This window comes from Gaetbulibacter aquiaggeris, assembly GCF_044003965.1.
Classification (GTDB): Bacteria; Bacteroidota; Bacteroidia; order Flavobacteriales; family Flavobacteriaceae; genus Yeosuana; species Yeosuana aquiaggeris.
The window spans coordinates 856,204-870,633 of the sequence record NZ_JBAWKC010000001.1 but is presented as its reverse complement, the minus strand read 5'-3'; the positions used below and the strand labels follow the sequence as shown (position 1 = coordinate 870,633).

General features: G+C 34.4%; 7 protein-coding genes. 4 read left to right on the top strand and 3 right to left on the bottom strand.

Annotation, left to right across the window (positions count from 1 at the left end; genetic code table 11):
- Both V8G56_RS03605 and V8G56_RS03600 read right to left on the bottom strand, forming a co-directional pair.
- Positions 1 to 1,353 (bottom strand): MFS transporter, encoded by a 1,353-nt coding sequence (locus V8G56_RS03605; RefSeq protein WP_395437091.1) that lies wholly within the window; start codon positions 1,351 to 1,353, stop codon positions 1 to 3.
- Between the two features lie 133 nt (positions 1,354 to 1,486).
- Positions 1,487 to 2,560 (bottom strand): LacI family DNA-binding transcriptional regulator, encoded by a 1,074-nt coding sequence (locus V8G56_RS03600; RefSeq protein ID WP_395437090.1) that lies wholly within the window; start codon positions 2,558 to 2,560, stop codon positions 1,487 to 1,489.
- 282 nt (positions 2,561 to 2,842) lie between these two features.
- On the opposite strand from V8G56_RS03600, the gene V8G56_RS03595 reads away from it, so the two are divergent.
- The 4 genes from V8G56_RS03595 to V8G56_RS03580 all read left to right on the top strand — a co-directional run bounded on the left by V8G56_RS03595 (position 2,843) and on the right by V8G56_RS03580 (position 11,668).
- Positions 2,843 to 5,749, top strand: coding sequence for a SusC/RagA family TonB-linked outer membrane protein (locus V8G56_RS03595; RefSeq protein WP_395437089.1), 2,907 nt, complete (start codon positions 2,843 to 2,845; stop codon positions 5,747 to 5,749).
- A 27-nt stretch (positions 5,750 to 5,776) separates the two neighbouring features.
- On the top strand, positions 5,777 to 7,378 hold the full coding sequence (locus V8G56_RS03590) for a RagB/SusD family nutrient uptake outer membrane protein (RefSeq protein ID WP_395437088.1): 1,602 nt from the start codon (positions 5,777 to 5,779) through the stop codon (positions 7,376 to 7,378).
- 16 nt (positions 7,379 to 7,394) lie between these two features.
- Positions 7,395 to 8,744 carry a SusE domain-containing protein gene (locus tag V8G56_RS03585; RefSeq protein WP_395437087.1) on the top strand — a complete coding sequence of 450 codons (1,350 nt, stop codon included), beginning with the start codon at positions 7,395 to 7,397 and terminating at the stop codon, positions 8,742 to 8,744.
- Positions 8,745 to 8,821: 77 nt separating this feature from the next.
- The gene (locus V8G56_RS03580) at positions 8,822 to 11,668 is read left to right on the top strand and encodes an alpha-amylase family glycosyl hydrolase (RefSeq protein ID WP_395437086.1); all 2,847 of its coding nucleotides are present in this window, start codon (positions 8,822 to 8,824) and stop codon (positions 11,666 to 11,668) included.
- 72 nt (positions 11,669 to 11,740) lie between these two features.
- On the opposite strand, the gene V8G56_RS03575 is transcribed toward V8G56_RS03580, so the two are convergent.
- A complete protein-coding gene (locus tag V8G56_RS03575) occupies positions 11,741 to 14,332 on the bottom strand; it encodes a glycoside hydrolase 5 family protein (RefSeq protein WP_395437085.1) in 2,592 nt (863 codons plus the stop codon).
- Between the last annotated feature and the right edge of the window lie 98 nt (positions 14,333 to 14,430).

Genomic DNA, 14,430 nt, shown 5'->3' with positions numbered 1-14,430 from the left:
TTAAGATTGTACAACATCATCCACATCTTTTACTTTAAAGACTAATGCCGCTGCAATAATAAAACTGACACCACTCATCATTAAAGCAAAAATGGCGTGATTATCATAAGCGTATTTAACCAGTGGCCCACCTATTAAGGCATTAATTATTTGAGGAATCACTATGAAAAAATTAAATATCCCCATATAAACTCCCATCTTTTTTGGAGAGATGGATCCTGCCAAAATTGCATACGGCATAGCCAGAATACTCGACCAAGCGATACCTACACCAATCATTGACAGTATCAGCCAGTTTTTATCTGGCATAATATAGATAGATAATAACCCTATGCCTCCTATAATTAATGAAATGGCATGAGTCCGTTTTCTTCCTACTTTTTTTGCAATATATGGTAATGCAAATGCGTATAAAGCCGATACCAAATTATAAACGCCAAAAAGTATCCCTATCCAATCACCGGCATCCTGATACGTTGAGCTACTACTATCTGTATACGGTAAACCGTAAATATGCTGTGCAATTGCAGGCGTTGCAAATACCCACATCCCAAATAAACCAAACCAAGAAAAAAACTGCACCCAGCTCAATTGTCGCATGGTAGTAGGCATTTTTCTAAAGTCCTCAAAAATATCCAACAAACTGGATTTTTTATCTTCACTAATAGTTTCAGCATGTACATGGTCTTCTTCAAAACTATCAAGTTCTTCAGGCGTATACTCTTTAGTTGAAATTATTGTAACCAAAATAGAGCTCACTAAAACCGCGGCTCCAATGATAAAAGATAAAATTAAATTAAAAGGCACGACCCCTTCTGAGGTTTCATTCGAAACTCCAAACCAATGGTGCAAAGCATAAGGTAGCCAGGAGCCTATAACTGCCCCAAAGCCAATTAATGCCGTCTGTACACTAAACCCTAAGGTACGTTGATCTGTTCTTAAATTATCGCCAACCAAAGCGCGAAAAGGCTCCATAGCAATATTAAAAGAGGCATCCATAATCATTAGCATTCCTGCTCCTACCCATAGTGCAGGCAAGAAAGCTATAAAAATTTCAGCTTGAGGCATTAAAATTAATCCCACCGAAGCAAGTATGGCTCCAACAAGAAAATAAGGTTTCCTTCTTCCAAAACGACCCCATGTTTTATCACTGTAATGCCCAATTATAGGTTGTACAATTAATCCCATTAAAGGGGCTATGATCCAAAACCACGAAAGTTCATGAACATCAGCTCCAAAAATTTGGAGAATTCTACTGGCATTAGCATTTTGAAGGGCAAAACCCATCTGGATTCCTAAGAAACCGAAACTCATGTTCCAGATTTCCCAGAAACTTAACCTACGCTTTTCCATAAATAGTAAAAATTAATTATTACTATTTTGATAAACATGGTAGCTTATCAAAACTTTTTTAGTGAGAAGTAAAAATATAAGTTTTGATTTGGTTCAAAGATATAAAATAAAATAATTACTTCTGATAATTATTTTATTTGGTTGACTCTCGTTCTATTAATTCAGTTTCTATAACCACTGTTCTAAAGTTCATGTCTCTTTCAAAATCAAAAACTTCATCTTCTTCTTCATCATGATCTTGCTGTAATCTATCAATTAACAAATGTGCGGCCTCTTCTCCCATTTTTTGTCCATGCTGACTAAGCGTTGTTAAGCTAGGCCTAGCATGTTTTGACAACACACCATCTGTAAATCCAATAATTTGAATATCCTCAGGAATTTTGAAATCCAATTTTCTGGCCACTTTCATGGCGGTAACTGCATATAATTCATTAACCGCAAAAATGGCGTCAATTTGTTTATTCCGTTTAAAAAATTTCTCAATTTCAGTTTCTAATATATCGAGATGCTCCTCTAAAGCTAAACCATCATCTAATTTTAAAATTAAACTTCCTTTAGCATGAATTTTGCCGTCTTCTAAAGCCTGCAAATAACCTTGAGTTCTTAGTTTTCCAACACTTACATAATCCATGGTAGTAATCAGTGCTATATTTTTGCAACCATATGAAATTAATTTTTTTACCGCAGTATAAGACCCTTTAAAATCATCAACAATTACTTTATCACAGTCAATATCGTTAACTACCCTATCAAACATAACAATAGGAATACCTTGACTGATTGTTTCTTTAAAGTGATGATAGTCCTGGCGTAACAAAGTTTCTTTAGAAATAGATAAAATGAAACCATCAATACTTCCGTTTGCGAGCATTTCCATGTTTATGACTTCTTTACTAAACGATTCATTTGACAATCCTATAATAACATTATAACCTCTTTGATTGGCCACAATTTCAATACCCCTGATTACGGTTGAAAAGAAATGATGTACAATTTCAGGAATGAGAATACCAATAGTTTTTGTTTGACGGTTTTTTAAACTTAGTGCAATATTGTTGGGTTTGTAGTTATAAAACTTGGCAAAAGCCTGAATTTTTTGACGTGTTTCTTCTCCAATTTCTTTACTGTCATTTAAAGCTCTTGACACTGTGGATATTGAAACATCCAATTCTTTTGCTATTTGTTTTAGCGTAACTTTTCGTCTCATTTTTAAATTTGCTTTATAAGGCTCAAATTAGTACATTTAGTACTTTAAATTTGCTGATGAAGCTAATTTAACAATTTCCTATCAACCCACCTATAAATTTTATCGAGTTATCAACATGCAAACGTTTACGTTAAGAATTATTTAAAAGTTGTCAACACGCAAACGTTTTCGTTGCGGATTTCACAATTATATGTTAAAACTTAATGTTAATTTTATGCTGTTTTTTACCCGAGAAGTGAAAATATAACAAACTAAATTATTACACTAATTTAAAAGTATTGTATGAAAACAACTTTAAGTAGCTTGCTGTTCGTTCTGTTATTTGCCCCTATTTTGATGTTTGGGCAAACTACAGTAACAGGAACAGTGACAGAACAATCGACTGCAATACCGCTTCCAGGAGTGAATATCCTTATTAAAGGAACTGCTACTGGAACGGCAACAGATTTTGATGGTAAGTATCAAATTAGCTTAAAAAATGGAGACATTGTGGTGTTTTCATTTGTGGGTTATAATCCAGTAGAAATTACTTATACTGGTCAATCAACATTAAATGTTGGACTTACTGAAAATACCGCTCAATTAAATGAGGTGGTAATCATTGGTTATGGATCAACAACAGTCAAAGATGCAACAGGATCTTTAGACAGAATTGATTCAGAAGAATTTAACAAAGGAGCTATCGTGTCTCCAGAAAACCTCTTAGCTGGTAAATCTGCCGGAGTTAGAATTACTTCTTCTTCAGGTTCTCCAGGAGCCGGTGCTGAAATTAGAATTAGAAATGGTGGCTCACTTAGTGCCAATAACAGTCCGTTGATTGTTGTTGATGGAATTCCATTAAGTGGAGGCAGTTTAAATGCTATTAACCCAAATGAAATTGAAAGTTATACCATTTTAAAAGATGCCTCTGCAACTGCCATTTACGGGTCTAGAGCAACTGCAGGTGTTGTCATTATTACCACTAAAAAAGGAAAGTCAAAAGCACCTTTTAATGTGGAATATGATGTTCAGGCTTCTACCGGTCAAATTATCGATAAAATAGATGTTTTGAGCGCTTCTCAATTAAGAAAATACGTGATAGATAATAGAGAAGACCCAAGCTTTTTAGGGAATGCTAATACTGACTGGCAAGATGAGATTTATAAGCATGCCGAAGGCGGTATTCATAACTTGACCTTAACAAAAGGATTTGAAAACGGGTCTATCAGGGTTAACTACAACTTATCTAATCAAAATGGTGTTTTAAAAACATCTCAATACCGAAGAAATGCCATTAACCTTAATTTAGAGAATCGTTTTTTAGATGATCATTTAAAAGTGAATGTCACTTCAAAAGGAAGTTTAGTTGATAACCGTTTTGCTAATGAAGGAGCTATTGGAAGCGCTTTATTTTTTGACCCTACACAACCTGTAGAAGGAAACTGGGGCGGTTATTTTGAATTTGAAGATGCCGATGGTGTTGCAAATTTAGCACCAAGAAACCCTGTCTCTTTATTGATGTTAAGAGACAACAGACAAAGAGCCAAAAGAAACATCTCCAATATTGTATTAGATTATAAATTTCATTTTTTACCTGAATTACGTTTAAATGTAAATGCCGGGTTTGATTATGAAGAATATGACGGAAGATTTTTTACAAACAAAAATGCTGGTTTTAACAATTTAAATGATGGCCAATTTGCCGATATAGGAACTTACGATGGCATTAACAAAAACAAATTATTAGACTTCTATTTGAACTATAAAAAGAATTTCGACGGATCTCTGTTATCCGGTATTGATATGACCGCTGGTCATACCTATCAAAGGTTTTATAACATAAGTTATAGCAGAAACAGAAATACTTCAACCGGAATTTATGATGTTCCGTTACCTTCAATTCCATTCGAATTAATTTTGGAATCTTATTTTGCACGTGCCAATTTTACTTTAGACAGCAAATATATTTTTACTGCTACCTATAGAAGAGATATTTCATCACGTTTTTCAAAAGACAATAGAAATGCCGATTTCCCATCTGCTGCTTTTTCTTGGTTAGCTTCTGATGAAGATTTCTTAAAAGATTCTAGTGTTATTTCGAATCTGAAATTAAGATTAAGTTGGGGTATTACTGGGCAACAAGAGATAGGGGGTGCTTTCCCTTATTTAGGAGTGTATTCAAGAGGAGATATTAGATCACAATACCAGTTCGGATCAGAATTCATTCCTACCATAAGACCTGAAGGCTATAATGAAGATATCAAATGGGAAGAATCTACCATGTATAACGCGGGTGTTGATTACGGACTCTTTAATGATAAAATCACTGGTACTTTAGACTTCTATTATAGAAAAAATAAAGATTTACTGCAATATTCACAAGTGCCCGGAGGTAGTAACCTTGAAAACTTTTTAGATCAAAACGTAGGCGAAACGGTAAGTAGAGGTATTGAAATTGGTATTAATGCAACTCCTGTAAAAACAAAAGATTTTTCATGGGATGTAAGCGCCAATTTTACTGTAAGCGACGTTGAAATTACTAAACTTACTTTAACTGATGACCCTAACTTCCCTGGCCAACCAATTGGTGGTATTGCTGGTGGTGTTGGTAATACCATTCAGATTAACGCCTTAAATGCTGAACCTGAAAGTTTTTATGTGTATAAACAGGTTGTTGATGCTGGTGGCGCGCCACTTGAAGGTGTTTATGTTGATTTAAATGGCGATAACATTATTAATGACAGTGACAAATATAGATTCCAATCTGGAACACCAGATGCCTTTTTCGGATTTACTTCAAGTATGAATTATAAGAATTTAGATTTTAATTTTACATTGAGAGGTAGTTTAGGCAACTATATGTATAATAACTTTAGATCAGCCAACGGTTACGGTCAAGCCATTTTAAATCAAATAGGTGATTATTATGGAAATGGTAGTGTTGACGCTATAAAAACTGGATTTATAAATAATCAGCAGTTTTCAGATTTATATGTTGAAAATGCTTCCTTTATGAAACTGGATAACATATCCTTAGGATATACCATACCGTTTGAAAAAATAACTTTACGAGCCTCTTTAATTGGACAAAATTTATTTACAATTACCAATTACACAGGATTAGATCCTGAAATATCAAGTGGTATTGACAACAATGTTTATCCTAAGCCAAGAATATTCTCTTTGGGATTAAATTTTAATTTTAAATAAAAAAATGAACTATAAAAGAAAAAAATTATGTTAAACAATTTTAAAAAAGTAGTGTTTTTGTTTTGTTGTGTTTCTTTCATTGTTTCATGTACAAGTGAAATTGATGATTTAAAACCAATAAATCAAGAAACATCTGTTTCGGTTTTTGATAATCCGGACTCCTATAAATCTTTTTTAGCTAAAATTTATGCGGGTATTTCCATAAGCGGTCAGCAAGGACCTGCGGGAAATCCTGACCTAGCTGGATTAGATGAAGGTTTCTCCAATTATTTACGTTTATATTGGAAACTGCAAGAACTAACAACGGATGAAGCCGTTATAGGCTGGAATGATGGAACCATAAAAGATCTTCATTACCAAAACTGGACCCCCGGAAACGAATTTATTAGAACCATGTATGATAGAATTTTGTATCAAATTGGTTTAGTAAATGAATTTTTAAGACAAACCTCTGATGATAATTTAAATGAAAGAGGTGTAGATGCAAGCTTAAGAGAAGACATTCAAACGTTTAGAGCTGAAGCTCGATTTATGAGAGCACTTAGTTATTATCATGCCTTAGATTTTTACCGTAATATTCCATTCACAACGGAAGCAGATCCTATTGGAGCGTTCTTACCAAAGCAAACTAATGCCCAAGATTTATTTACTTATATAGAATCTGAATTAATAGCGATTGATAGTGAGTTAGTTCCGGCAGGCCTAAATGAATATGGACGTGCCGATCAAGCAGCTGGGTGGATGTTATTATCTAAATTATATCTAAATGCTGAAGTTTACCTTGGCACTGGAAATGGAAGATATGCAGATGCGAGAATTCAGGCAGAAAAAGTAATCAACTCAAATGTTTTTAGTTTAGAACCTAATTATGAATATTTATTCTTAGCTGACAATGATCTTTCCAATGAAATTATTTTTCCAATTCTATTTGACGGATTATATACACAAGCTTATGGCGGTATGACCTTTTTAGTGCACGCTCCTGTTGGTGGTAGTATGTCACCAAGTGATTTTGGAGTAAGTGGTGGATGGGCCGGTGTTAGAACCACCAGCGCTTTTGTTCAAAAATTTCCTGGAATGGAAAATTCGGCTGATGGTAGAGAATTATTTTACGCCGCTGGACAAACTTTAGAAATTGAGAATATTTCTAAATTTACAGATGGTTACGCCATTGCAAAATATAAAAATGTAGACAGATCAGGGAGTGCTGGTTCTGACCCATCTGGTGAATTTCCAGATACAGATTTCCCTTTATTCAGACTCGCTGAAGCCTACTTGATTTATGCGGAAGCTAGTTTACCCTCAAGAGGTGGGGGTGGTGATGCCAATACAGCTCGTGATTATATCAATCTATTAAGAGTTAGAGCTTATGGAGATACCTCCGGTAATATATCAACCTCTGATTTAACAGAAGATTTTATTTTAGATGAAAGAGCCCGTGAATTGTATTGGGAATGCCACAGACGAACAGATTTAGTTCGATTTGGAAAATTCACAACAAATTCAATTTGGCCTTGGAAAGGAAATGTACCTGGAGGAACAACAACAGAAGCTTTTAGAAATATTTTCCCCATTCCAACTTCGGATTTAAGTGCCAATCCAAACTTAAAACAAAACCCTGGTTATTAATTTTAAAAAAAATACAATGAAAAAAATAAAAATTTTATTAGTCTTGATTGTAGCTGTTTTAGGCTTCAATTCTTGTGAAAAAGATGAATTAGTATTCACGGCTAAGGCTCCTGGTGAGTTCGCCTTTACTAACAATTTTTTACCACAATATGTTTTAACTTCTGCAACCTCAGCTAATATTGGTGAGCGTTTTACTTGGGAATCGCAAAATTTTGAAGTACCTACTGCCGTAAATTATGAATTACAAGGGTCTGTTTCTGGAGATTTCACAGATTTAATTGTCATTGGAAGTACTTCTGGAAATGATCAAGCAGTTACTGTTGGGAAATTATTATCAATGGCTGCTGATGCAGGGCTTGATAACGACCCAAATACTGAAGACCCAAATACTGGAGATGTGTATTTTAGATTAAGAGCCTATTCTGGCGCCAATGCCATTGAAACTCTATCATCAGTTCAAACCTTAACTTTATTCTTACCAGAAATTGTTGATACTGGTGGAGGATTTGCTATTTCTTCATGGGGCGTTGTTGGTTCTGGTTATAATGATTGGGGCGGTGCTGGACCTGATGGAACATTCTACACAACAGCAGCGGCAGGAGTTATAGTTTCATACGTTAATTTGGTGACTGGAGATATTAAATTTCGTGAAAATAACGAATGGGTAGGTGATGTAGGTGATGCTAACTTAGATGGTATTTTAGATTCAGATCCAGACAATAATATTGCTGTAACTGCCGGAGATTATAAAATAACAATAGACACCAATGACATGTCTTATACCATTGAACCATTCTCATGGGGTGTTGTAGGTTCTGGTTATAATGATTGGGGTAATGCTGGTGATGATGCTAAGTTTCATTATGATTATACTACAGATACATTTAAAGTAGGGGTACAACTCATTGATGGTGATATCAAAATAAGACCTTTAAATACCTGGTCTGGCGATTTAGGTGATGCTAATTTAGATGGCATTTTAGATGCAGATGCCGACAATAACATAGCTGTAACTGCTGGTCATTATCTTATAACAATGGACCTTAAAGATAATTCATATTCTATCGTTGCTGCACCTGTTTGGGGAGTAGTTGGTTCTGGCTATAATGATTGGGGTAATGCTGGTGCAGATGCTGCACTAACTGAAATACAGCCTGGAGTAATGTTTGGAGATGATATCACTTTAATAGATGGTGAAATTAAATTTAGAGCTGATAATACTTGGGATGGCGATTTAGGTGATAACGCCCCAGCAGATGGTATTTTAGAGGCAGGTGATAACATCCCTGTGACCGCTGGAAACTATGTGATCTCAATTGATTTTAACGACCCGGATGGTCCTAGATATCATTTAACTAAAAGATAATTCTTTTAATTTTAAGATTCAAAAGGAGTTGTACTTATTTGAACAACTCCTTTTTTCCTATTTAATAAATACCCGTTATGAAAAAACTTTTACTTATACTTTCCTTAGCTTTATTTTCTATTCCCAACTATGCCCAAATATCCTGGCAAGGAGGCTCTATCCCGGAAGAAACAAATCCTGCTACCATATTATTTGATAAAACAGGAACGGGTTTAGAATCATATTCAGGTACCATTTACGCTCATACTGGTGTAACCATTGATGATAATATAGCCTGGCAAAATGTTATAGGTACTTGGGGTAACAATGCTACACAACCCGTACTAGAATTAGTTTCTGGTAATATTTATAAACTAGATTTAACGTCTTCAATAAAAGACTATTATAGCTATAGCGGTACAGGTGCTATAACTGCTATAAATATGGTATTAAGAAGTGCTGATGGACTTCAACAAACAGGTGATTTAGACTTACCTGTAGGTGCTTTTCAATTAATATTAAACAGCCCTGCTCAAAACTCGACAACTTTAATAAATTCAGGTGAATCACTCAATGTTTCCGCCTCTAATACAGGTGGCAATGCTAATTATGTTTTAACCGCAAATGGCACGGTAATAAACACTCAAAATAATACCTCATCCTACACATATACCCACTCTAATATTACTCAATATCAACATTATGAGCTTCAAGTCACTCTTGTGGGAACAGGTGTAAAAACCAAAAACTTTGATGTTTTAATTAATCAAACCACTGCCACGGCTATTATGCCAACATCCTATCAAGATGGAATTACCTATTTAAGTGATACGGAGGCTGTATTAGTGCTTTATGCTCCTGGCAAGGATTATATATATGTGGCGGGCAGTTTTAATAACTGGCAACCAAATTCAAGCTATGCCATGAAGTATGATTTTACAAGAGGTAAACACTGGATTACTTTGTCTGGCTTAACATCTGGGCAAATTGAAACCTATCAGTATTGGGTGGTTAAAAAAGAACCATCTGGCTCAGCCTTATCATTAGTTAAAGTAGCCGATCCTTACTCAACTTTGATTTTAGACCCTAATGACGACCAATACATTCCAGCGTCAACCTATCCTAATTTACCAGCCTATCCTTCAGGTCAGAAATATGCGGTATCTGTTTTACAAACGAATCAAGCAGCCTATAATTGGCAGGTCAGCAATTTTAATAAACCCAAAAAAGAAGATTTAGTAGTTTATGAAGTTTTATTGCGGGATTTTGATGCCGATAGGAATTTCCAAGACCTCATTGATAGAATATCTTATTTTAAAAATTTAAATATTAATGCCATTGAACTCATGCCTGTTATGGAATTTGAAGGTAATGAAAGCTGGGGCTATAACACCTCTTTTCATTTGGCTTTAGATAAATATTATGGCACAAAAGATAAATTTAAAGAACTGGTTGATGTTTGTCATCAAAACGGGATTGCCGTTATTTTAGACCTTGCTCTTAATCATGCCTTTGGCCAAAATTCCATGGTTAGAATGTGGAATGACAACCGATATGGTGACAGTTATGGAGAACCTACAAGTGAAAACCCATATTTTAATACGGTTGCAAAACACACTTACAGTGTGGGTAATGACTTTAATCATCAAAGAACTGCTACCCAAAATTACACCAAACGTGTCATCAAGCAATGGATTGAAGAATTCAAAATTGATGGTTTTAGATGGGATTTAACCAAAGGATTTACCCAAAATTGTACAGACAGCAATTATTCTTGTACAGATAGCTACCAGGCTGATAGAGTAGCTGTTTTAAAATCTTATGCTGATTATTCTTGGAGCTTAGACCCAAATCATTATGTCATTTTTGAACATTTAGGTAGTGATGCCGAAGAACAAGAATGGGCTAATTATAAAATTAATGAAGGAAAAGGGGTTATGATGTGGAGCGAAATGTGGAACAGTTACAAAGAACTTGCCAACGGTAATGCCAGTTCTTTTGACAGAATGGGACATGTTGCTCATGGTTTTACAGAAAAACGCACTCTGGGTTATCCTGAAAGTCATGATAAAGACAGAATCATGTATGAGATGACCACTTTTGGCAAAACCGGAACCGAATATGATATTAAAGATTTAAATACGGCCTTAGCAAGAATGTCAGCTTTAGGTGCCGTGACCTTAACAATTCCTGGCCCTAAAATGCTGTGGCATTTTGCTGATTTAGGCATGGATGATTCTATCTGGTTATGTTCAGATGGTGTTACTGTAAACTCTGATTATGATGCTACCCCTGGCGATTGCAAGTTAAGTACCAAACCACAGCCTCAATGGTCTGAAAACTGGCTTGGAAATCCCAACAGAAAACAAGTATATGATGACTGGTCCAGACTCATTCAATTAAAAACACAGGAAGCGGTTTTTGAAGGTGATTACACCATAGATTCAGGAACCTTAACTCCTAAAATTTATATTTTTGATGATACGCTTCCTACTTCAAGTTTAAAGAATGTGGTGATACTGGCTAACTTTGATGTGATAGCGCAAAACATCACACCAAATTTCCCTTACCCTGGAACATGGTATGATTTAATGGATGAGACCGGAGGCACTTCGATTACGGTAAGCAATACCCCAGCAGCAATCAATCTTCCTGCCGGGGCATTTAAAATCTATGGAAATAAAGCATCTACGCTTTCGGTTTCTGATATTGAAAAACATTTATTTGCAATATATCCAAACCCAACTTCAACCAGTTTTAAATTAAACAATGCCGTTAATGATTTGAGAATATATAATATCACGGGTAAAATGGTTAAATCATTTAATGGAAATTTCCAAAAAGGATTTTCTTTTAATGTCTCAAACCTGAATCAAGGCATTTATATTATTAAAATTAAAAACCAATTAGGCCAATCTTTGACCTCTAAACTTGTAAAATTATAATTGTATAGAATCCCATCTTTTAAAAAGCTCCTTAAGTTTTATTTAAGGAGTTTTTTAATTACTACTAATTCGTTATTTCAAACTTACACTAATAATAGCTATTCCATGAGAATCAAGAAGCTCTTCCTTTGGAATTTCTGGACCAATAGAAAACTGAAGGCTTTCTACTCTACTCATATCAAAACCTGATGCAATATTATGTTCTAAATAATAAGGCAAAAAACTTGGATAAGGTCTTGGCAAAGTCACCGTTTTAACCGGCTTTAAATCATTTAAATTTAAAAAATAGTCTTTACTATCAGTCCCAATATCAACAACATGACCATAAGCAGATCCATCATCTAAAACAAAGGCTATTTGTAGTTTACAAGGTTTATTATTTAAAGCACGTCCTTTAAAAACTAAAGTCTTTTTTGAATCCAAATCTTCACTTCTGGCTGTTACTTTATCAATAATAAAATGTTTGAATGAATAATCATAAATGGGATTTGCATTCAAGTTTTCCTGATCAGGAACAAATAATTTATCAATATTCATTTGGTATTCTGCTTCTCCAAAATTTTCAGTAGGAACTAATTTAAATGAGCGCCTCCATGGCCTTACTAAATCGTCTGAATCCTTGGCAGCATTAAATAAATTTATAGGACTTTCTTTTGAGACAACAGCCACTTTGTAAGGTGTTCTGTCATAAAAATCCCAAGCATACAAATTGCCTTTCTTTCCTGTAGGAAAAGTCATTTCATGACCATCCTTTAGCTTTACAATAATATTATAGTTTAAATAGCCCTTTTGAATAAATTTAGATTCGATGATTGCTTGATATTTATAATTCCCTACATAGTTAAACTTTAAATTAAAATATTGACCATTATTAGATCCTGTTAAGGTTAATGCTTCTGGCATTTTTGAATCAATACATTGAACCTCTATAATTAAGTCCATATTTTCAGTAACTATTTCTGAAGGATCATGTTTAAAATATAATTTGTCCACGTTTGATTCTGGAGCATAAAAGTCCTTTAGTTTATATGTATTAAAATCATCAGTCTCTGACCATTTTTTCTGAAGGCCTTTTTTACTAACTATATAAGTTCCTGGCCTAATTTGAAAGGTGTTTTTATTCACTTCAGAAATAAATTCATTGCCCTCATTTATAGCTTCAATATTAAAACCATCGCCCAAATCTTTTAAATTAATTTGCATTAAATAAGTTTCCCAATTAATAACTGCCACCTTTTTACTTGGACTATTTCTTCCAAATAAATTATCTACCCAAACAGCATCAGGCATCACTTCCAATCGCCAAACACCTACAGCTATTTTATCCAAAAAATACGCTCCTAAACCATCATATTTTATTACTGATGAGTTACCAAAACCAGCAATTTCTTTGAGTTTTGTTTCATTTTTTACCGAAGCATTTGTTGAATTTGTATAATAGAATTTAGATGCTGTATTATATTCAGCTAAATCGTTATTATAGTCAACCTTAAACGCTCCAAAAGAGGTGTTTTTTGGATACGTACCAGAATTAGAATACATAGGGACTTCATGAAATACTTCTGAAGATATTTTTAATGCCAGGGCTTTTTGAGGGGCATAATTCAAATTCATATAATGCGTATTATACTCAGTATTAACAGGCGCCAAAAAAGTCGGATCATACGCAAAATGCGTTCCTATTTGAATCCCTGCAACTCTAAAACTTCTCGCTATAGCGGGATATATGTAAGATTTACTCACATCAGCGGCATCAAATTCATACACTAATTTAGCCCCTTGATACTTCTTAAATACAGTCTCAAACGGCATATCATAATCATTTACATTAGGAAGCAAGTTACCCGACAGCTCTTTACCATAGCCTAAGCCCGTTGGATACCATTGAAACGTTCCTCCTTGTACATCGCCTTTAAAATAATCATCCATATACTGAACCGCATGACTCATATTGTAAAATACCGGCTTTTTGGTTCCCGTTTTTCTTATAGCCTGAACCATTCCTTTTACAAATTCAGTCACTTTTTGTGCTTCACCTCTGTGATGAGGCTCATTACTGATTTCAAAGGCTATCATATTGGGATCATCTTTATACCCCAATCCGGTATATGGATTTACATGATTTATAAATTGTTCCAAATAGTTGTGTTGTGCCTTAATAGCATCAGGGTTTGTTAAACATTCCACTTTTCCATATTTATTGGAAAACCCGGGAGATTTAGTATCAGGCTCAGGCCATCCGTTTCCCCAAAAAGCAATGGGTGTAATGACATAATTAATCTTTGCCTTTTTTAACTTCCATAATAAATAATCAAAGGCATCCAAATGTTCATTTTCTAACAAATTACCAAGTGAATCACTTATTTCAGTATCCCAAACATGAATTCTATATAAATCAAATCCTAATCTGGAAAAATGATACACATCATTATCAATGACTTTTTTAAAATCAATGCCCATTCTTTTAGCAGAACGATAGGCATGAGCAAAAGGCACCGTATAATTTACTCCAAAACCTTTTACCTCTTCTTTTGAATTTTCCCAGCGCATAACGCCTTCACTATCAATTATAACATCTCCTTTAATTTTGCTCTGAGACAATACAGTGTTTACAAAAAAAAAGAATACTAAAAAACCAAATATAGATGTATGTATTTGTTTCATTTTCCGTGTTTAAAGTTGTAGATAATTTAATGAAATTATTAGACAATCTTCGCGTTAAATTGATTATTTTAATAGAACAAAATAGGCCTAACATAAAA

Coding starts and splice junctions, on each gene's coding strand:
- V8G56_RS03575 (WP_395437085.1), bottom strand. CDS start 14,332: ATGAAACAAATACATACATCTATATTTGGTTTTTTAGTATTCTTTTTT.
- V8G56_RS03590 (WP_395437088.1), top strand. CDS start 5,777: ATGTTAAACAATTTTAAAAAAGTAGTGTTTTTGTTTTGTTGTGTTTCT.
- V8G56_RS03600 (WP_395437090.1), bottom strand. CDS start 2,560: ATGAGACGAAAAGTTACGCTAAAACAAATAGCAAAAGAATTGGATGTT.
- V8G56_RS03580 (WP_395437086.1), top strand. CDS start 8,822: ATGAAAAAACTTTTACTTATACTTTCCTTAGCTTTATTTTCTATTCCC.
- V8G56_RS03595 (WP_395437089.1), top strand. CDS start 2,843: ATGAAAACAACTTTAAGTAGCTTGCTGTTCGTTCTGTTATTTGCCCCT.
- V8G56_RS03605 (WP_395437091.1), bottom strand. CDS start 1,353: ATGGAAAAGCGTAGGTTAAGTTTCTGGGAAATCTGGAACATGAGTTTC.
- V8G56_RS03585 (WP_395437087.1), top strand. CDS start 7,395: ATGAAAAAAATAAAAATTTTATTAGTCTTGATTGTAGCTGTTTTAGGC.